Here is a 19,257-nt window from a genome sequence, read left to right as displayed (position 1 = left end):
AGCCGACGTGCCCGCGTTTTCTTTCTCTATTTTTTGATAGAAAAAACAGCAAGCCCGTATCGACTTGCTGCCTTCCTTATTTCCGTATTATTTTCTCCGTCCTTTAGCTCATTCATTGATCCACTTATTTATACAGGGAATTTTTCTACGCATTAACCGCAGATCAATCCTTTAATCAAGAGTGTATTTTCGTTTAAAGGATTGAATCATAATAACTAGAAATCTTTTTTCGATCATATTCTAGTATCCAAGAATTATATTTTTGATAGATTTCTTTTTGCCTAACGAGATTATCTGACCATATATCACAGCCTCTATCATCATAGATATTAAGAAGTAAATTATCTTGAAAATTATAGAAAACTAACGGGGTTTTTATTCTAAGTTTTCCATGATCATAAAAATCTTGATAACAAAGACCATCAATTAATTTGGCTATTCTTAAATTCTCTTTTTTTGTTTCGATAACTAATACAGTTGTAGTACCAATACAATAATCTTTCCAAGAGTCAGTCGTAAAGCTATCAATTACTCTGAATTTATTTTTTTGTAAAAAACTGGCAATTCTAGTTTTTTTAGAATATTGGGAAACAAATAAAATAATTTGAACCGTTTCAGAGTCCTTAAAAACATCATTAAATAATGTCATTGCTCTATGTTTTGCATTTTCGATATTCTCAAACTGAGTTGAATGCGTACCATGAGCTAATTCTAAGCGAATGTTTTCTTTTAACGGATACGTATGGTGATAGTTTAAATAAATCTTTCTTATCTTTTTATTCAAGAAGGTACTCCTTTGATCATTTTAAATAATTGTATGATAGAAAACAAAAAAAATAAGAATAAGTTTTCCACTCTTATTTCTACCACAATGATGACGCAATTAATTACGTTGGTCAATCTCTTCCTTTAACTGACCATTTAGGACTTTTTGTTCCTACTATCCCGTTGCTATTTCTTGCCGTTCATATAATCATAGAGATTTTGCTCGTCTACGATAGCTGGGATCAAGTGGTTCTCATCATAGACAGTGACGTTTCGTTTTCCAACATAGGAAACGACTTGCGGCAAAAATTGGGTGAATCTTGCTGGGATGGCGAGCCTCTTTGTATCTCCTGCTGTATCGATCAGCTTGATGTAAAAGGCGTCGGGATGGGTATCCATGGGACTCATCCTGAATTTTTTTGCATAGATCAACGCCATGCTTTGGATTTCTTTGTAGGGAATAAGCGCCTCGTTCGTATCCTTTTTCGCGAGAATACGCAGCAGTTTTCCCATTTTCTTGAGATAGGTCTCGGGATAGCTGCACAGAAGGATTCCCTTGTTCGTGATGACCCAGTAGTCTTCGATCACGATCCCCATGATATTGAGTTCACCTAAAAGAAAGAACGACCAAAACAGCCATGGCACTTGGTACAAAAATCCTGACAGCACGGTACAGAGCAGCAGCCAAATCACGCTGACCTTGAGAAAAAGGGACAGTGAGAACATCCTCCCGAATATAAATGGTTTTCGAAAATATGAGCTTCCACGAATCAATTCATCTAACGAGATATTGCAGAGGTCACTCAACAACAACAGATTATCAATACTAGGTACATTGATCCCCGTTTCCCATTTGGAGATCGTTTGGTGCGACACATATATTTTTTCTGCGAGCTGTTCTTGGGTCAACTCGTTTTTGATTCGGTATTTTTTTAAGAGAGCTGAGATGTCCATGTGTTCTTCGCCTACCTTTTCCGTTCTTCATGCTTTAAGTATAGCAAGTTTACAAAAAAAGTCCTGCACCTAAAACGTGCAAAGGCGGTGTAGAGGGGTTTTGGGGTAAAAACTGTCATTCATTGATCCCCCATGCCGCAGCCTTCCTCCTGAAGAAAAAATTCTCTTAACTAATAAGACTAAGTAACGTTTATGTATAATCTAAAGAAGCATTTTCTTTTCATTATTTAAATAGTACATATGAAAGCACCTTTCCACATTTGTAAAGGTGCTTTCATATTATATATATACAACACTGTCTTGTCACTTCATTTTAAAAAAGAACATTAATTATATTAATCATTATTATTTAACATAATGTAGAATCACAATAAATGATTTTCGTTCGTTATTCCATTTAATTCATTTAGCATTTTTTTGACTCCACGATTAATCCAACAACCGAATCAACCGGTCTTCATTGTACTCGTTGATCAGCTCGCTGAAGTCGTGCAGCAGTTCGCTCTCGCGGATGCGTTTGCCATCGAAGGATTCTTGGTAGCGCAGGACGATGGTTTGGAGTTTCAGGAAGAGTTCAGCTAGGAAATAGCCTTCGCTGAAGGTTTGATTTTCTTGTTCTTCCTTCAATTGCGCGACGTTATCTAAGGCCTCGCCTTTATTTTCTAGGTACCAGGCCTTGGCATTGTCCCCGCCGATGGATAATTCTGGGCGGAGGAGCGTGTCGAATTGCTCCAGCAGTTTCTCGAAGGATTTGTAATTGATCGTATAGAATTCTTTTTCGATCATGTATTCAGACAGTGCCTGGAAAGTGTCTGCTAGTTCGGCGTTGCCGTCTGGGTAATGACTGAGTCGGTAACTAGAGAGAACGAGTTCGCGCTCGATTTCTTCTTTTGTCTGGTTTCTTTGGACTTTGACTTGTTTGGTTCGGAAGAGTCCCTTTTTCGGAACGGTCTCTTCGCTGACGAAAAAGCGCGGCAGCAGGTCATTCATGAAGAAGGAATAGGTGTCCGCGACGCTATAGGCGCTGTCTAACTGCTGGTCAGCGGAGCTGTCGAGGGATTCCCAAACGACCTCCACGACCATTTTTTCCGGGTCGTTTTTGTCCTGTTTGTAATACCCGTACACATTGAAGAGCTCTAAGCCGGCTTCGTCTTCGATCCCAATCTGGTTCTTGTCTTCAAAGGGAATATACATATACCCTTCCTCGTAGCTGCCTTTTGAGGTGGGATGGTCCTTCGCGTGTGTCCGAATTTTTTCCCACAGATCAGAAGTCAGCGTCATCAGCATGAATTTCCGATGGCTGCCTTGATAAGGCTCAAAGCCAAAGGATTTCAGATCATTGAGGTAGCTGGTGATCTTCGCGACGTATCGCTTGATGAAAAAGTCGATCACCACACTTAATTCTTCTACTTCTTCCTCGTACAGGTACGTGACGCTATTGCCAAAATCAACAAAATAGTGATCCAGCTCCTCTAAATAAAGGCGGACATACTTCCGCATGCCCAAATGCACATCGGTCCCTTTGCCAAAATAGAAGAGGTCCAATAACTCGCGATGCCCCAAGGTGATATCCGCTTCGCCTTTTTTCTTGAGGCGTGTCAGTTGGATCGTGCAGCTTCCTTGGAAAAAGGCATCTTGAGGATCAGGATAGATGGCCGTAAGAGAGATATTCTTGTATTTGATGCTCATTGTTTGATTGGTTTCTTCCACAAGGGGTTTTTCAGAAAAAGACGTCAGCTCGGAAAAAGTCTCGATGTCTTCAGAGATTCGCTTCAGCGTCCCATTGAAGAGATGCCCGTCAAAGGTGTCGATGCTTTCTAAAAAAGCATCCGGCAGCTTTTCCTCTTCTTTTGAGAATACATTGCTTTTAGGAACCTTGAGAACGACTGTTTCCTGCGCGCTAGATAATTCTCTGACTTTTTCAAAAATTTGCGGAAAGGGATCGACCCAATAGAGTTCTTGCTTTTCCACATCGGCGTGTATAAAATACGTCAGCCTTCTTTTTTGCAGCCAATGCCGTACCGCCGCGGTCGTCACTTGGAAAGACAAGGCGTCTTCCTCTTCTTCCAAATTCTCTCCTTCACTGAAATGAAGGTAAAAGCCATTGCCCGCCCTCGTCTCATTCGCTGGCAAGACACAGAAAAAATCACTTCCCGTTTCTTCATTCATTTTGTTCACTACACAGTATTCTGAAAAATAAGAACTTGCCAACGACTGTGCGGTGCACTTACTTCTCTGAGGTACTTCCATTTTTACTAACACAAACTTCCCACCTTTTCTCCAACATTCAAAAAGCCCGGTACGACCCTTCACGTTATTACTCGCTACCAACAAAAAATAATAACGTGTAACCCAAAATAAACCCTGTCACACGAAAAACCGTGTAGGAATTTACAGGGCTCGTTTAATAACATAAAATTAGGTCTTTTTTCGCCATCGGGGAACACTTTTTTTCGTGTTTTATTTTTCTATTTAACTAATTTTCAAGATCAAAATTTATCATTTAATAATCAATACAATGTTTTAATATCTAATCGTAATTTTATAATTTATATAGTTTTTTGTCAACACTACATATAACTTTAATAACTAAAAAATACGTAAATCACGCGGTTTAAATTTTATTAATTATTATATTGTGATAAAATTTTACTTAACAGAGACAAACGTTAATTATCTACTTTCCTCAAGAGCTTGTGGAAATCATTTTTTGTGATTGGATGTTGTCTTCTTATTTACGCGTTATCATAAAATAGAACCGAGGAGTGACCAACCATGCAGCAATTATTAACGTTATTCGATTCACTATCAAAATTGGGGATCATCATTTTTATACTCTTTAGTTTTTTGATCACACTAGGGATCGTTCTGGTGATTTTTTCCTTTTCAAAAGCTATGAAAAAAAAGTAGCTGCCCACTCCCTTCACTCGTTTTAGGCGCTTGATTCCTGTCCTGACCAGCAATCGGCCGTTTCTTATACATCAAAAAATACGCCCACCTTCTGACAAATCAGAGGTGGGCGTATTTTGCCAAAGACACGTTGTTAGAAACATCCAACGATCGGATTCAAATACTCATTAGCGCCGATCACTTTTTTTACTGTTTGTTTATTTACTTTCTTCACTGTTATTCGTTCTAGATCACCTAGCTCTGCTTTTCCTTCCCATATTCTCCATAATTCAAAAGGGACATCCAGTGTTTGTAAGTACTCGGTCAAGGGCGTATACACGCGATCCCAGTCGTAGATAGTAATATAATAGATAAACGGCTTGTCGGTATACCTATCGATCGTGCCTTTTTCTCGATCCCTTTGGATAGAGAACGTCTCTTCATCATCTTGCAGAAGCATAAACATCTTTTCGTTGGGATCTATCTCGTTTACTTTAATACCTAGATTGGTTTCCATGTCCTGTAGGATCGCTGCGTCGTCCTGTAATCTGCAAAGCTCATTAAAAGAGAGCGATGCGGAGGCATTCGTTTTCGGTGTGATCGCCAGCTTGTGGTAACTAGCCAAATATATTCCTACTGTCATAGCTTTCCTTCTTTCTTTTTCATTCATGTTCTCGTTTCGTAATTCTTTCATCATACTATTGAAAGACCTTCCGAACAACCACCTCTCACACAAAAAAGAACCCTCTTCACCGAGAGGGTTCTCTGATTTCTAATGGTTACTCTGTTACCCATAGTTTGCTGTCGTCTTTATAGGGCCATTTTTTGGCTCCGTTTTCTACGATATATAAGCGGGACGCGTCGATTCCTTCATCGATCAAGAGTGAGATCGTGCGTTTGGCACCCCCGCCGCCGCCAGGGCACACGACATAGATTGGGGCGTCCCCATCTTTGAACTCGTCGGCACTATCCACGACCAATTTTTCCAGGTCTTCCGTGTCCACTGGGTAGGCTGGGACGCTGATAGAATTTGGCAAATGTCCCTTCTCATAATCTGCTTCTGGTTGGATATCGATAATTTGATAATCCGTCGCGTCATCCGTCTCAAGGACTTCCTTCATCTTTTCCGGCTTGATCATTTGCCACTCGATATCTGCTTCTGCTCGATCGGCTTTCTTTTCTTTTCCTTCGTTGGTTGAGCACCCTGTCAATACCATCGCAAACACCGCTAAAGCAATCACTACGAACCCACTTACTCGCTTTTTCATTTCTTAGATCCTTCTTTCATTTTCATTTTTTTGTCTGGTACATTCTTGCTTCTTTCCATCAAAAAGTGAACCGTACAAAAGAACCTGTTTTACGGATCATTAGAGAATATCTGGTTGAGGGAAAGAATGCTTGGGAAACGCGCTTAGACACTCTAAGTAAAGCAGCGCCTCATAGTCATGATCGTTTTGGCATTTTTCCACCTCCTGCGCCACTTTGTAAGGGCTATCTTCAAACAAATTATATAGAAAGAGAATGCGCTTTTCAATAACAAATCAATAAATAGTTTGCTGATTCAAAAACTTTAATAACAACTAATGTTTTTGAATAAAATTACATTAATTATAAAAAAAGACATCTGGATTTCTCCAAATGTCTGTCTCTTTAATAGGAAATGCGCGGCTTCAATCCCTCGCTGAAGGCCATCTCCTTATTTTTCGTAATGACGATGCCTTCGATCCCTGCTGTTCGGTTTATTTCCTTCAGTGCTTCCTCTGCTGTTTTTCCAAAGAGACGCGTCGTCCAGATTTCACCATCAACGGATTTCTTAGATACGATCGTCAGACTGGCTAGGTCTGTCTGGATGGGATAGCCGGTTTGCCAGTCAAAAATATGATGATACGTTTGTCCTTCCCATTCAAAGGTTCGTTCATAAATTCCTGAAGTCACAATGGATTCGTCTCGAGACTTCACAACCATGGCATAGTTTCCTCGCTTCAGAAAGGGATTTTGGATGCCCACATGCCAAGCGCCTTCTGCTCGCTGAGGGGCGGGGCCAAAGGTCAAAACGTTTCCGCCGAGGTCGATAAATGCAGATTCGGCGCCCGCTTCTTTAAAATCGGCAATGATCTTATCGGCAAAATAGCCTTTCGCTAAAGCGCCGAGGTCCAATGCCATTCCTGGATGTGCCAAATATACCGTGTGATCCGCAGCATTCAATTCGATCGCTGCTGGATCGACTAAAGGAAGTATCTCTTGGATCGTTTGGGGAGAGGGGTATCTTGCATCAGAAAAGCCAACGCGCCACGCTTGGATCAGAGGGCCGATGGCAATATTCAAGGCGCTGCCGGGGATCAGGCTTTGTTCCTTTCCTATCGCGATCAACTCGAACAGGTCCTCATCCACTTTGACCGGTGCAATGCCCGCTTGCTGGCTGATGCGTGCCAGATCTGAATCCTTTGAATTCGCGCTGAAGCGGTGTTCAAAATCACGCAAGCGCCCTTGCGCAGCGTTCAACAGCTCATCGGCATTCGGATGCTGGATGGAGAGAATGATCACGGTCCCCATCAAGTGTAAAACTTTCTCCTTCATCGTTGTGTTCCTTTCTATAAGTACCTTTGAAGACGTAGGAAGCTTTTTCAAGTGTTGATAAAAAATTCTACCACATTCTGATTGTTCTTTACATAGATTCTTTCGCAAAATCGTGGATGACGCGACCCGTTTTTCAAAACAAGTATAAGAATAAAGGGTATCCTGCTTTTTTTCTTCCATAGAACGCTAAGGAAGTCTGATTCTCCCAGTGACACCGCCAATGGAATCGCTTATACTTTTACTTGTAAGTAAAGTGAAGGAGGTTTTTTATGTTACTTTTATCGCGTGAAAATATCAAACAAGTGTTTACCATGGCGGAGGCCATCGAAGCGGACAAAACGGCCTTTCGATTATTCAGTGAAGGCAAAACGGATGTGCCGTTGCGGACCCAGATCGTTTCGGAAAAGCAAAACGGGACCTTTCTGTTTATGCCTTCTTACGCGCCGGATCTAGATGCGGCGGCGGTCAAGATCATCAACATCTTCCCTGACAATATTGAAAAAGAGCTCTCCTCTGCGCCTGCCCAAGTATTGTTAGTCGATGGAAAAACAGGCTATATCAATGCCCTGCTGGATGGTGTGACAGTCACACAGTTCCGTACTGGAGCTGCGTCTGGTGTTGCCTTCGATGTCTTAGGCAGAAAAGACGCCAAAAAAGGTGCACTGATAGGTACTGGCGGACAGGCTGAAACGCAGCTGGAGGCGATGGTTTGCGCGCGGAACTTGGACACGGTCGCTGTATTCGATCAAAATCCTGAGCGGACAAAAGCGTTCGCTGAAAAAATGAATGCCGCACTAAAACAGTATGGAGCCGAGATCCACCCGGCAGCTTCTTCGGATGACGCGATCCAGGATGCGGATTTAATCATCACGGTCACACCTGCTGCCTCTCCTGTTTTCGACGGCAGCAAGGTCAAGGCTGGAGCGACGGTCAGTTGTGTCGGTTCTTATCAGCCGCATATGCAGGAAATGGACCCGGTGATTTTGACACGGGCCAGCAAGCTTTATTTTGATTCTGAGGAAGCCGTTCTTTCTGAAGCTGGGGACATTTTGATCCCGTTGGAGGATGGGACGATCACTAAAGAGGATTTCACAGGAGACATTGGCGACGTCTTGCTTGGGAACCTCGTCGGTCGTGAAAATGACGAAGAGATCATCGTCTTCAAAACAGTCGGCATCGGGGCACAGGATCTCGTTACCGCACAAAAAATTTATGAGAAAGCGCGTGAAGCAGCTGTTGGCACCGAATGGAACTAGTTTTTCATCTGCTTCTCGTAATAAATAGAAAATAGGAGGACTTACTTATGCCACACGTATCAGTCAAATTGTATCCAGGTCGTTCAAAAGAAGTAAAACAGGCATTCGCTGAAAAATTGCAGGATTTTGTCGTTCAAGAACTGGGCTGTGAACCCAATGTCGTCTCCGTTTCATTTAAAGAGATCGACGCTGAAAAGTGGAAAGACGTGATCGTTGACGAGATCGCCGGTGAAGAGACTTATATCGACGCAGATTTCTAAGGAGGGGCGCAGATGAAAGAACATGCAAGTATCTTTAATGATGTTTTGGGGCCTGTCATGATCGGTCCCTCCAGCTCCCACACGGCAGCTTCTGTCCGAATCGGTCGTGCGCTGCGTCAGATGGTCGCAGGAAAGATCACTTTTTTTCAAGCGGTTTTTGATCCAGAAGGCTCTTTGGCAGCAAGCTACATCACGCAATGCTCTGATATTGGACTCGTCGGCGGCTTATTGGGGATGGACCCCACAGACAGCCGCTTGACGAAGGCACTTGAGATTGCCGAGGACGAAGGCATGACAGTTCTTTTTCGGGTCATTCCCTTTGAGAACACCCACCCCAACACGTATAAAATGATGATCAAAACAGACCTCGGTGAAGAACTCGATGTCGTCGCGCTTTCTGTCGGCGGCGGCATGATCGAGATCACAGAGATCAATCATTTCAACGTGGCGATCACTGGCGGTTTTTATGAGACCCTGCTTTTCGGAAAGGATCTCGCTTTACTTGAAGCCGAGCTCCCAGAAAAAATCAGTAAATTTTGCTTTGCGACGGTCTCTGAAAACGAGGGAGAAATCCTTTTGCACCTTAAAACCCAGCAGGCACTCCCTGAAAATGAAAAGGCTTGGCTGAAGGAACGCATGACCGTCGAACGCATAATTGCCTTCGATCCTGTGTTACCGGTTCTTTCGCAAAAGGAACCAGAGATGCTTTTTTCTACGGTCGAAGAAATGGTTGCCTTGGCAAACAAGGAGCAGTTAGATTTAGCGGATATGGCGTTGCGTTACGAGAGCCATCGCGGCAGTATCTCCGAAGCCGAAGTCTATCAAAAAGCAGAAGATATCCTCGCCATCATGACCAACGGCATCAAGGTAGGATTGGCGGGAACGTCCTATGACGATCGGATGTTGGGGGCGCAGTCACCGAAGATTCGCGCCAATCGCGCCAAGCTGATCGGGGACGACCTTCCGGCAAAAATCCTCGAAAACATCTCTGCCCTGATGGAGGTCAAAAGCTCCATGAATGTGTTCGTGGCGGCGCCAACAGCAGGTTCCTGCGGTGCACTGCCGGGGACATTGATCGCGGTCAGCGACTACCAGAAGAAATCAAAAGATGACTTGGTTCGCGGGCTATTAGCGGCTGGGATGATCGGGGTCTTCATCGCTGAATACGCCACATTTGCGGCGGAAGTTGCCGGATGTCAGGCGGAATGCGGTTCCGGCTCTGGGATGACCGCAGGTGCTCTAGTCCAGTTAATGGGGGGAACGATCGAGGAGGCAGTGGATGCGGCGGCGATGGCCCTCCAAAATGTCTTTGGAATGACCTGTGACCCCATTGGTGTTCGAGTAGAAGTGCCTTGTCTTGGAAAAAATATGATGTGCGGCATGAACGCGCTGGGTGCGGCGAACATGGCCTTGGCAGGGTACGATGTCGTTGTTCCACTGGACGAAACGATCGAAAGCTTTAATAAAGTCGGACGTATGATCCCGCCCTCTTTACGCTGCACCGGACATGCCGGATTGGCGCAAACAAAAACGGGCCTTGAGATCGCTGAAAAACTAGGCTGTCCGCTAGATTGCTGTTAAAATCAATGAGAAAAGGGAGCGAGACGCATAAGCGTCCCACTCCCTTTATTTTTTATATCGATCACTTATAGGAATAGCCAAACCAAAAGAACCAGTGCGCCAAGAATACATACAGCACCCGCCGCTTTGACCATTGTCCGACCTCGTTTGCGTGTGCTTCTTCTCGTTTTTCCAGTTACGTTTCGTTTCGTCGGGAAAGCGAGCAGCAGCAGTCCAAGAAGGAACAACACCACTGGAGGCAGCACCTTCATCAGTTTAGATAAAGGAGAAGCCGATTGCTTCGTATCAGGCAGCGATTCACTTTCCTTCTTGGGCTCTCTGAAGCTTTGAGCCAGTTTAGGCATCGTTTCCGCAGCTTGCTCCTTTTGATTCGAGACGACCACTTGCTTGTCTTGGACCGTCAATTCGGGTTTTGCGTCCTTTTTCATCACCCCATAAAAGTCTTGGTCCAATTCGATCGTTTTCCCGCCGATCTCATGACTTCCCTTCGACAGCAGCAGGCGGCGCTCATACTCATCAAAGGTCTTCTTCAACAGTGCATTGCCAAAGGGATGACGGTAATATTCTCCGTCTTGGTCTGACCAGTCACCGACGCCTAAAATCACCTCGATCACTCGTATCTCTCCGCGCTTCGCTGTCGCGATGTAGTTAAAGGCACTGCTTGGCCCCGAACCTGTCTTCAACCCGTCTACCCCGTCAAAGCCGTATTTTGCCCCCGGCAAGGAATAATTGTAGGTCTCGAAGGTTTCTTCGTACGGGGTGCCTGCCATAGCCGTGACCTTCGCTTGATTTGTAAATGTCAGCACGTCAGGATGGTCATTGATCAAATGAAAGACCATCGTCGCCAAGTCACGCGCCGTTGAGGTGTTGCTCCCATTTGGGTCATACCCCTTTGGTTCGTAAAGCCCTTCAAAGCTCACGGCAGAAGCGCCGCTGCAATTGTAAAAGGCGGTATTCTTCATCCCGATTTTTTGCGCTTTGTCATTCATGCGTTTGATGAATCCGCCCGCGTCATTCTCCGACACGGTATTCGCCAGCATCACCGTCGCCACATTCGATGACGGGACGATCACCATTTTCAGCAGCTCTCTCACCGGATACTCGACCCCTGCTTTGATATCATTGTTACTGATCGCATACAATTGACTGATCGCTTGATCCTTTTCCGTTGCTTTGATCGGTGTGTCTAACGTCAATTTTCCTTCTTTGATCGCGTCGAAGACTAAAAAGACCGTCATCATTTTAGAGATACTCGCCGGCTCCCTCACGACCTCCGCATTTTCTTCCCATAATATCTGACCATTTACTCCGTCAATAACGATCGAAGCTTTTGGTTTGTTCACTTCTAACACATCGGTATAGCCCGCATCTCTGGTAATTTCCATGATGTCCGCTGCTGCAAAAACCGATGTCTCAAAAGAAATCATCGCCATCATAAATAATAGAACCACAACTTTTTTGATTACAACTCCCCCTCATTTCATGCATCGTACTTAAAATTTTAGCATAAATAAGAAGAATATTTTAGAACTTTTTTCACATTAGCCCATTATTCTGAAAGAAAAGGGTGCGTCAGGGATTTCCTTCTTCTATCCTTTCACGATCACCATAGGGACAAGCCTTTTTTCTTGTGTTGAAGCCTTCTTCGCTGTACCTTATCATAGGATCGATTGCAGGCATCTCTGCGTTTTCCGGTTTGACCTTGACTGTTAGGCTGACAGAAGTGGTTTCACTCGCGAATGTATGTACTCCTTTTGACAGCCAACTATAAAGAACTTACTTTTCCAGGCTATCGTTCAATGAATCACAAAAAAAATCAAAAAATCTCGTTTTTCTATTTCGTTTATTGTTATAATTATAAGAAAACGACCCACGGGAGGACTTATGGCACAGATTATTTTTTATATTTTAATTGGTCTGATGATCTTTCAAGCGATTATGCTCATTCACGATATCATCACTCATCGCGACGATCTAGGACCAGGCAATTGGCTGATTAGCGGAATTATCGGATTCATCACAGACTTTGCGGACACGATCGGGATCGGAAGCTTCGCCATCACGACGATGCTGCTGAACGCGACCAAACAAATCGACGACGACCGCAAATTACCAGGGATCTTGAATGTTGGACACGCGATCCCCGTACTGACGGAAGCCATTATTTTTGTAACAGTGATCAAAGTCGACGCGTTGACGCTTGTATCACTGATCGTAGCGGCGATGGTCGGCTCATGGTTTGGTTCGAAATACGTGACCAAGCTCTCTGAAAAAGCGGTCCAAAAATGGATTGGCTGGGCCTTGTTGATCACAGCCATCTTGATGCTGCTGCGCCAAACCGAAGTCATCGCCTTATTAGGAAAAGGCAATACCGCGACGGCGTTGACTGGGGTAAAATTGCTGGCTGGAATCTTCGGAAACTTCTTATTCGGTGCCTTGATGACTGTCGGAGTCGGCTTGTTTGCACCTTGTATGGCGATGGTTTATATGTTGGGAATGACGCCACTGGCGGCTTTTCCGATCATGATGTGCTCTTGTGCCGGTCTGCAGCCTGTTGCGAACATCAACTTCATTCGTGAGAAAGCCTACTCTAGAAAAATCGCTTTAGCCATTACGATCGGCGGGGTTCCCGGTGTTATTATCGCTTCACAATTTTTATTAGGTTTAGATATTACGATGGTCACTTATCTAGTTATTGTCATTATTTTTTATACAGGAATTCAATACATTCTAAAATCCCGCAAAACAGCGGCAGCCTAATAAAGAAGGCACTGTACCAGAACATTGGTACAGTGCCTTCTTTATTTTTCGAGCTTGCTTTCTCCTTTATGGAAGGCTTTGACCTTCTCCAGTAAGAAGAGAACCAAAACTAGAACTAAAATCGAGATCGAGAGAAGCAATGAATTTTCTCCATTGCCGTGTGCGAGCAGCAGCTCTCTCAAGATCGCCGTGATACTGATCAGGATCAAATAGCGCACAGGAATGTGATGCCCTTCTTTGATGTAGCGCAGCAGCATCAAGATCACCTCTAATAGAATAAAGAGTGTCGCGATCTCCTCGATCAAAAGTGTCATCTCAGAAACGTTGTTCAAGGGAATCACATGAAGAATAATATTGAAGATGCCTTCTCCCATCACGATCACTATGACAATGATCAATACTGCTAATAGAAAATCAACGATCGTACTGATCGCTTTTTCAAATTTCAGAAAGTGATTGTCTTTCATTTTTGCATTCCCCCTGCTTTGTTCTTCTAAATTATAGCAAGAGTTTTCCTAAATCAGAAAGGAAAAGTTTGAAAAAAAGCCGCCAAATTGATCGGCGGCTTTCTTTCTATGAATGCAATTTTGCTTCTCGTGCTAACGCAAGACAGCCGATCGTCCCAGCATTGTTGCCAAGCTTCGGTGTCACGATGTAGTCTTCTAAGGCAGGTGTCTTCACGTACTCGTTCACTAATTCTTTGAAACGGGCACGAACCTTTTTGACTAAGTGGTCTTGCTGCATCACGCCGCCGCCGAAGATGATGACATCTGGAGAGAACATCAACGTCGTGTTGTAGGCGCATTGTGCGATGTAGTCTGCTTCGATCTCCCAATACGGATCGTCTTCCGCCAAGTCTTGCCCTTTGCGGCCCAAGCGTTTTTCGATCGCGGGACCTGCTGCCATCCCTTCTAAGCAATGTCCGTGGAAAGGACAAACGCCTTCAAAATCATCTTTTGGATTGCGGCTGACTAACACATGCCCCATTTCTGGATGGCTGAAGCCTTCGACAAATGTCCCTTTTTGCAACGCACCGCCGCCGATCCCTGTACCGATCGTATAGTAAACGACACTGTTGACCCCATCGCCGCGTCCTTTTACATATTCGCCATAACACGCGGCGTTCACGTCCGTTGTCCAAGCGATCGGCACATCAAATTCCTTTTTCATCGTGCCGACAAAATCAAAATTCTGCCAAGCTAATTTTGGTGTTGACGTGATATAGCCATACGTCTTCGAATCACGGTGAATGTCGATCGGACCAAAGGAACCGACTCCGATACTGACTAATTGCTCTGTATAGTTTTTGAAGAAGCCGATCACTAACGCCATCGTTTCTTCAGGAGTCGTTGTCGGATAGCTGACCCGCTCAACGATCTCCAACTCTTGATTCCCAACGGCACAGACAAACTTTGTTCCGCCCGCTTCGATTCCGCCAAACAATTTTTCCACTACGCTTCACTCACAATCTGTTAGATTTATTCCACATATAAGGTCACGAATTTTGCGTGCCCAATGTTTTCAAGCTCTATTGTATCATGATTTATTGATAGCGGTTCCTTTGTTTTCTCTTTCAGATCAACTTTTTCTGCTGTCTGGATGTGGTGGTTGAAGGTGATGGTCCCATAGCCCTCGGTTTCCAACGCGCCATTATACAATCGTAGAATATAGCCTGGACGATCTTCCGCCTTTTTCAAAACACTCAGCGTCAGATTGCCTTCAATGTTCAACAGACTGAAGGTTGCCGGCAAGTGTTTTTCAACCTCTCCTAGTGTAAAGATCAGCCGTGAATTTAAGAATTCTGCGTATTGATAGACCTCGATCAGTGTTACGGCTTGTTTCGCTACTTGCGGCACATCGGCTTCATCAAAACGTTGCGCAAAGTAAGCGACTGAGAAATCAAAGCGCATCGTTTTATGGCATTGGGCATCTGGCGTGGCGATCACGGATTCGCCGGAAGCACGGCCCGGACGATACATCAGATTTTCTTTCCCCATAAAACCATAGGTACGGAAGATGGTCAAACGGATCGTGTCAAATTCTTCACCAATGATCTCGTATTCCCGTACTCCTTTTGGCATTACGGCAACACCGTGCGTGTCATCAAAGAGACCAGCGAAAGACTGGCAGGTCTCAATGGCGATCGGTTGTTCGTTCCATTGGTCTTTATTCGCTTCCCAAAGTGCCATTTCTTTTTCAAAGACAACTGGACGCTGCAACGTTCCAAATTGCTGATCAGCGATCGAGAATTTCGAGGCGATGCCTGTATCGAACAGGACACAGACGCGATGACTGTCGACCTGTTGATTGTCCACGGTCAATTGGAAGTCAATGAGCGGCGATCCCTTCTTCAAGCCAACCTCCAGTGTGATCGGCAGTTGCGCAGAGACTTTTTTCTCTTCCCGCTCAGTTAAATCCTTCGGTACAGTGAATAAAAAGTCCAATTGGATCGTTTGGTAAATGGCGGATTGCTTGATCGTGATCGTTGGTTCATAGGTCTGTGAGGAGATCACTAAATCCTTCGTCGGCGGCGAATAATTGAAGGAATCGCCATCGTCCCCATTTTCTTCAATGATTCCTTGATTTTTATAGAGCAGCCCATTTGCCTTATCTAAAATATCTAGGGAACCGTTTGGATTGACTGTTATCTGGTAACCGTCATTCTCGATCGTCCGATCCGTTGCCGGCTGCATTGGAGTACGGCTATTGCCTGTAAGATCGATCGTCAATTGCGTGTAGCCCATGCTTGGCACTTCCGTCGTCTCGATCATGATTTTCGCTTTGTAGACTGTTTCCGGTAGATACATTTCTTTGACAGAATTCAATACGTTCCCTTGATTCAAGACATATTCCGTTTGATCAATCAGCTCTAAAATCGTGTAAGGCAATGTATTTCCCGCCTGATCCAGAATCGCAAAGTCTTTCTGAGGCAAATACACTTCTGCTTCCACCACACCCTCACGTGATGTGTCGTAGGTATTGAACAAGGTAAACGTGATTTCTTGTGCCTGAGGATTATGGATCGCTGTAGCGAGTTGGCGCAAGGTCAGCTCAACGAGATTCATCGAAATATCCCGGGCTTGTTTGTAACGCATATAGACATCTTCGTTGGTCGTATCAGAGACACATGAACCGATCGAGTCATGGGCCGCATTCTCAAACATCAGCTTCCAGATTTCTTTGACTGTCTCCACAGGATAGTCAAAGCCCAACTGCATCGCCATCGTCAATACAGGTTCCATCACATTGACTAAATAATGCTGGATCTTCGTGTTCATTGCTTTGAGATCCGGGCGTGAAGAAAAGATCGTCTTGTGGATACGCATCAGTTTTCCGTTGATCAACTCTCCCGCAATTTCTTCTAATTCTGGCTGACGCTCTTTGACTGCGGCAATGTATTTTTCGATCGTCGAGAATTGCAGCTCGTACTCTTCTTGATAAAGAGCGTTCATTTGGTCCACCAGCTCAGGTAAATTCTCTCTCACTGGTGCTTGGTCAAACCCATTCGGGAAATAGACTTGATCGGTGGCGCTGCGGCCCCAAGTCGTTTTAAACGGTTCTTCATGCAGGAATTTTGCCAGGTCTGCTTCTCGTTCAGGGATCGCACCGCCAATGTAATAGCCACTAGGGATTTGATACACATTGACGACTGACCCGTCTTCTCCGCGCCACGTATATTCTGTGTGCGCGACATCGTCATCACTCACGCCGCGCCAAAACATCGTATCGCTGATGCCAAACTCGCGATAAATCTGCGGCATGCTGGCTGCTTGCCCGAAGGAATCCGGTACATAGCCGACATTCATGTAATCGCCAAAGGCTTCGCAGATCTTCATGCCGTACAGCATGTTGCGGACGATACTTTCTCCAGAAATGACTAATTGATCTGTTTGTGTGTACCAAGGTCCGATGATCAGCTTGCCTTGCTTCACTAAGGTTTCGATTCTGCCTTTGTCTTGCGGACGCCATTTTAAGTAGTCGTCCAACAATGACGCTTGCCCGTCTAAAATGAAACTGTTGTAGGGCGTGTCTTTTTCTAATTGCTCCAACACTTTTTTCAGATCGTGCATCAAATAAATTTTTGAGCGACTGGTGGTAAAATACCATTCGCGATCCCAATGACTGTGTGGTACGACGTGTACTGTTTTTTTCATGCAAAAATTCCTCTCGTTTGATTAAAATAGGCACTCAACGATTTTCACCGCCAGCGCCTATTAATTTTTTTATTTCTTGTTTCGATTAGTTTTCGAAGCTGACATCGATATCGTCTAATTCAATCTCTTCTGTACCCGTTTCTTGTTTGTTGAAGTTAACGAATAGCGGTGCGACAAAACCGATAAAGGCTGCTCCGATGAATAGGCCTAATAAATATGCCCAGCCGTTGCCGACTGTAAAGAAGCCATAGATTCCTCCTACTGGCGGCATTTTTGCGTACATGCCGAAAGTAATCCCTAAGCCAGAAGCGATCGCGCCTCCGATCATGTTGATAGGAACGAGCTTCAACGGGTTCACGAGTGTGAAAGGAATGGCCCCTTCAGTAATTCCGATGAATCCCATGATAAAGTTGTTCCGACCTGCATCCAATAATTCTTGGTTGAACCGTTTTTTATGGAACAATGTCGCCAACGCGTATCCGAAAGGCACTGCACAGATAGCGACGTTTACAATGATCGCTGGCAAATAGACACCTTCAGCCAATAAGACATTTCCAGCCATCCAAGCGGCTTTGTTCACTGGTCCGCCTAAGTCGGAACCAATCATCGCCCCCATGATCATCGCCAACAAGATCTTGTTGACATCATTTTCAATCATGGTACGAATCCAATCAACTAGGCTCGTGTTGATCCATGCCAGCGGCTCAGACAGGAGTGCCCCCATCACGATCGCGACAGACAAGGTGGCGATCAACGGTAAAATCACTAATGGCATCACGCCAGAGAATGATTCTGGCAAGTTGATTTTTTCTTTTGACCATTTCACTAAATATCCGGCTAAGAAACCGGCGATCACAGCACCTAAGAAGCCGGCGTTCGTACTAGTAGCCACTGCACCGCCAATAAATCCGGCACCTAATGCTGCTTTGTCTCCAATCGAATACGCAATAAATCCTGCTAATACTGTGTTGATCAACCCAATACCGGTCCAACCAACCTGTTCAATCATATAAAGTGCGTGTTTCAATCCTTCTGTTTTTGCATATGGGTCTAAACTTGTGATCCCCATCCCCAGCGCGATCATTTTTGGAATCGCGACAACTAGGGAGGCACCAATAATCAACGGCAGTACAAAACTGATCCCACTCATCAAGTGGCCCTTTACCTCTGCTAAAACTTTCTTCATCATGCTTGCCCCTTTTCTTTAATTTGCCTGTCTTTGCTCAACAGCAGCGATACATTTTTTCAACACAGCTTCTGGCGCTTTGATACAGGTATTGATATTTACCCGAAGCTGAGGTTTTCCTTCAAACCGTTCCAGCCCAACGACTTTTTGATCCGTCGCCAGTAATAAAAAATCGGCCTCTTGTGCTTCGGCTGCGGTGATTTTGTTGACCTGCCCTAATGACCCTTGCTGCTCGATCTTCACATCATAGCCCAATTTTGCTCCGGCCTTCTCTAACGCTTTAGCGGCCATAGGTGTGTGTGCCAATCCTGCTGGACAGGCGGAAATTCCTACGATTTTCATATGATCCTCTCTCCAATCATTTCTTTTTTGATCGTTTCTACTAATTTTGTTTTATCCTCTGATTGCTGAACCTGCTGAATGAAGTCTTCTTCCAATAAAGCCGTCGCCAATCGACTCAGCATTTCCAAATGGACAGTTCCCTCGTCTTTTTTAGGGACCATCAAAGCAAACACATTTTTCACTGCGGAATCATCGAAGGTCTCCCATTCGATTGCCTTCGTTAAACGAATGAACAAAACCGTCGGCGCTAACACCGTCTCTGCTTTTGCATGGGGGATGGCAAATCCTTCCTGCAATCCCGTCGAATATTCTGCCTCTCGTTCATTGAAGGCAGCGCTCGTATCCGCCGCATTCGCGACATACCCTGAGTCATACGCGTAATTTGCGATGACATCAAAGAGTTCTTCTTTTGAAGCGACCGCCACATCTAATAGAATATTTTTTTCTTTAAAATCCATATAGGAAGCCCCTTTCTCGTCGTTTGGGAAATTATTTTTCAAGATCACGAATGGTGGTTCGTTTTTCTTTACACG

Annotated in this window: 18 protein-coding genes; 5 read left to right on the top strand and 13 right to left on the bottom strand. The window is 44.6% G+C overall.

The genetic code is table 11. The annotated features are described in order from the left end of the window. Nucleotides 1-193: 193 nt before the first annotated feature. The 3 genes from IGI66_RS02805 to IGI66_RS02795 form a co-directional block, all read right to left on the bottom strand. The gene (locus IGI66_RS02805; RefSeq protein ID WP_086306194.1) at nucleotides 194-784 is read right to left on the bottom strand and encodes a DUF3885 domain-containing protein; all 591 of its coding nucleotides are present in this window, start codon (nucleotides 782-784) and stop codon (nucleotides 194-196) included. 167 nt (nucleotides 785-951) lie between these two features. Beyond that, nucleotides 952-1,719 (bottom strand): helix-turn-helix domain-containing protein, encoded by a 768-nt coding sequence (locus tag IGI66_RS02800; protein ID WP_438847460.1) that lies wholly within the window; start codon nucleotides 1,717-1,719, stop codon nucleotides 952-954. 429 nt (nucleotides 1,720-2,148) lie between these two features. Continuing rightward, nucleotides 2,149-3,981, bottom strand: a complete 1,833-nt coding sequence (locus tag IGI66_RS02795) for a hypothetical protein (protein WP_438847458.1) — start codon at nucleotides 3,979-3,981, stop codon at nucleotides 2,149-2,151. A gap of 513 nt (nucleotides 3,982-4,494) precedes the next feature. On the opposite strand from IGI66_RS02795, the gene IGI66_RS02790 reads away from it, so the two are divergent. Beyond that, on the top strand, nucleotides 4,495-4,629 hold the full coding sequence (locus tag IGI66_RS02790; protein ID WP_438847456.1) for a hypothetical protein: 135 nt from the start codon (nucleotides 4,495-4,497) through the stop codon (nucleotides 4,627-4,629). 133 nt (nucleotides 4,630-4,762) lie between these two features. On the opposite strand, the gene IGI66_RS02785 is transcribed toward IGI66_RS02790, so the two are convergent. The 3 genes from IGI66_RS02785 to IGI66_RS02775 all read right to left on the bottom strand — a co-directional run bounded on the left by IGI66_RS02785 (nucleotide 4,763) and on the right by IGI66_RS02775 (nucleotide 7,185). Further along, entirely contained in the window at nucleotides 4,763-5,251 is a 489-nt protein-coding gene (locus tag IGI66_RS02785; RefSeq protein ID WP_010781789.1) for a hypothetical protein, read from the bottom strand. A gap of 136 nt (nucleotides 5,252-5,387) precedes the next feature. After that, the gene (locus IGI66_RS02780) at nucleotides 5,388-5,876 is read right to left on the bottom strand and encodes a rhodanese-like domain-containing protein (protein WP_438847454.1); all 489 of its coding nucleotides are present in this window, start codon (nucleotides 5,874-5,876) and stop codon (nucleotides 5,388-5,390) included. A 382-nt stretch (nucleotides 5,877-6,258) separates the two neighbouring features. Further along, nucleotides 6,259-7,185 carry an FAD:protein FMN transferase gene (locus tag IGI66_RS02775; protein ID WP_438847452.1) on the bottom strand — a complete coding sequence of 309 codons (927 nt, stop codon included), beginning with the start codon at nucleotides 7,183-7,185 and terminating at the stop codon, nucleotides 6,259-6,261. A gap of 269 nt (nucleotides 7,186-7,454) precedes the next feature. Between IGI66_RS02775 and IGI66_RS02770 the strand changes: the two genes are divergently transcribed. From IGI66_RS02770 to IGI66_RS02760, 3 genes are read left to right on the top strand one after another with little or no spacing between them, the layout of a single operon-like run. Next, nucleotides 7,455-8,441, top strand: coding sequence for an ornithine cyclodeaminase family protein (locus IGI66_RS02770; RefSeq protein ID WP_438847450.1), 987 nt, complete (start codon nucleotides 7,455-7,457; stop codon nucleotides 8,439-8,441). A gap of 47 nt (nucleotides 8,442-8,488) precedes the next feature. Then, nucleotides 8,489-8,701: a tautomerase family protein gene (locus IGI66_RS02765; RefSeq protein ID WP_010781793.1), complete on the top strand. Its 213-nt coding sequence runs from the start codon at nucleotides 8,489-8,491 to the stop codon at nucleotides 8,699-8,701. 12 nt (nucleotides 8,702-8,713) lie between these two features. Further along, nucleotides 8,714-10,282 (top strand): L-serine ammonia-lyase, iron-sulfur-dependent, subunit alpha, encoded by a 1,569-nt coding sequence (locus tag IGI66_RS02760; protein WP_438847448.1) that lies wholly within the window; start codon nucleotides 8,714-8,716, stop codon nucleotides 10,280-10,282. A 65-nt stretch (nucleotides 10,283-10,347) separates the two neighbouring features. Here IGI66_RS02760 and IGI66_RS02755 read toward each other — a convergent pair whose 3' ends face one another. Further along, a complete protein-coding gene (locus tag IGI66_RS02755; RefSeq protein WP_438847446.1) occupies nucleotides 10,348-11,667 on the bottom strand; it encodes a DUF1958 domain-containing protein in 1,320 nt (439 codons plus the stop codon). Nucleotides 11,668-12,166: 499 nt separating this feature from the next. Between IGI66_RS02755 and IGI66_RS02750 the strand changes: the two genes are divergently transcribed. Then, entirely contained in the window at nucleotides 12,167-13,042 is an 876-nt protein-coding gene (locus tag IGI66_RS02750; RefSeq protein ID WP_010781796.1) for a sulfite exporter TauE/SafE family protein, read from the top strand. 41 nt (nucleotides 13,043-13,083) lie between these two features. On the opposite strand, the gene IGI66_RS02745 is transcribed toward IGI66_RS02750, so the two are convergent. The 6 genes from IGI66_RS02745 to IGI66_RS02720 form a co-directional block, all read right to left on the bottom strand. Beyond that, nucleotides 13,084-13,509: a phosphate-starvation-inducible PsiE family protein gene (locus IGI66_RS02745; RefSeq protein WP_010781797.1), complete on the bottom strand. Its 426-nt coding sequence runs from the start codon at nucleotides 13,507-13,509 to the stop codon at nucleotides 13,084-13,086. 106 nt (nucleotides 13,510-13,615) lie between these two features. Beyond that, a complete protein-coding gene (scrK, locus tag IGI66_RS02740; protein ID WP_314577047.1) occupies nucleotides 13,616-14,494 on the bottom strand; it encodes a fructokinase ScrK in 879 nt (292 codons plus the stop codon). A 26-nt stretch (nucleotides 14,495-14,520) separates the two neighbouring features. Next, nucleotides 14,521-17,196: a mannosylglycerate hydrolase gene (gene mngB / locus IGI66_RS02735; RefSeq protein WP_438847443.1), complete on the bottom strand. Its 2,676-nt coding sequence runs from the start codon at nucleotides 17,194-17,196 to the stop codon at nucleotides 14,521-14,523. An 85-nt stretch (nucleotides 17,197-17,281) separates the two neighbouring features. After that, on the bottom strand, nucleotides 17,282-18,382 hold the full coding sequence (locus tag IGI66_RS02730) for a PTS fructose transporter subunit IIC (RefSeq protein WP_438849272.1): 1,101 nt from the start codon (nucleotides 18,380-18,382) through the stop codon (nucleotides 17,282-17,284). A gap of 18 nt (nucleotides 18,383-18,400) precedes the next feature. Beyond that, nucleotides 18,401-18,724 (bottom strand): PTS fructose transporter subunit IIB, encoded by a 324-nt coding sequence (locus IGI66_RS02725; RefSeq protein ID WP_010781801.1) that lies wholly within the window; start codon nucleotides 18,722-18,724, stop codon nucleotides 18,401-18,403. Continuing rightward, nucleotides 18,721-19,182 carry a PTS sugar transporter subunit IIA gene (locus IGI66_RS02720; RefSeq protein ID WP_438847441.1) on the bottom strand — a complete coding sequence of 154 codons (462 nt, stop codon included), beginning with the start codon at nucleotides 19,180-19,182 and terminating at the stop codon, nucleotides 18,721-18,723. Before IGI66_RS02720 ends, IGI66_RS02725 begins: the two co-directional genes overlap by 4 nt. Nucleotides 19,183-19,257 lie beyond the last annotated feature (75 nt).

Origin of the sequence: Enterococcus sp. AZ048 (genome assembly GCF_051715125.1) — a bacterium.
GTDB classification, from domain to species: Bacteria; Bacillota; Bacilli; order Lactobacillales; family Enterococcaceae; genus Enterococcus_A; species Enterococcus_A gilvus.
Note: the sequence above shows the minus strand (reverse complement) of the source record. Positions and strands in the feature narration are given on the sequence as shown.

Coding starts and splice junctions, on each gene's coding strand:
- IGI66_RS02790 (WP_438847456.1), top strand. CDS start 4,495: ATGCAGCAATTATTAACGTTATTCGATTCACTATCAAAATTGGGGATC.
- IGI66_RS02760 (WP_438847448.1), top strand. CDS start 8,714: ATGAAAGAACATGCAAGTATCTTTAATGATGTTTTGGGGCCTGTCATG.
- IGI66_RS02750 (WP_010781796.1), top strand. CDS start 12,167: ATGGCACAGATTATTTTTTATATTTTAATTGGTCTGATGATCTTTCAA.
- IGI66_RS02745 (WP_010781797.1), bottom strand. CDS start 13,509: ATGAAAGACAATCACTTTCTGAAATTTGAAAAAGCGATCAGTACGATC.
- mngB (WP_438847443.1), bottom strand. CDS start 17,196: ATGAAAAAAACAGTACACGTCGTACCACACAGTCATTGGGATCGCGAA.
- IGI66_RS02780 (WP_438847454.1), bottom strand. CDS start 5,876: ATGAAAAAGCGAGTAAGTGGGTTCGTAGTGATTGCTTTAGCGGTGTTT.
- IGI66_RS02785 (WP_010781789.1), bottom strand. CDS start 5,251: ATGACAGTAGGAATATATTTGGCTAGTTACCACAAGCTGGCGATCACA.
- IGI66_RS02755 (WP_438847446.1), bottom strand. CDS start 11,667: ATGGAAATTACCAGAGATGCGGGCTATACCGATGTGTTAGAAGTGAAC.
- IGI66_RS02720 (WP_438847441.1), bottom strand. CDS start 19,182: ATGGATTTTAAAGAAAAAAATATTCTATTAGATGTGGCGGTCGCTTCA.
- IGI66_RS02765 (WP_010781793.1), top strand. CDS start 8,489: ATGCCACACGTATCAGTCAAATTGTATCCAGGTCGTTCAAAAGAAGTA.
- IGI66_RS02800 (WP_438847460.1), bottom strand. CDS start 1,719: ATGGACATCTCAGCTCTCTTAAAAAAATACCGAATCAAAAACGAGTTG.
- IGI66_RS02725 (WP_010781801.1), bottom strand. CDS start 18,724: ATGAAAATCGTAGGAATTTCCGCCTGTCCAGCAGGATTGGCACACACA.
- IGI66_RS02770 (WP_438847450.1), top strand. CDS start 7,455: ATGTTACTTTTATCGCGTGAAAATATCAAACAAGTGTTTACCATGGCG.
- IGI66_RS02730 (WP_438849272.1), bottom strand. CDS start 18,382: ATGAAGAAAGTTTTAGCAGAGGTAAAGGGCCACTTGATGAGTGGGATC.
- IGI66_RS02775 (WP_438847452.1), bottom strand. CDS start 7,185: ATGAAGGAGAAAGTTTTACACTTGATGGGGACCGTGATCATTCTCTCC.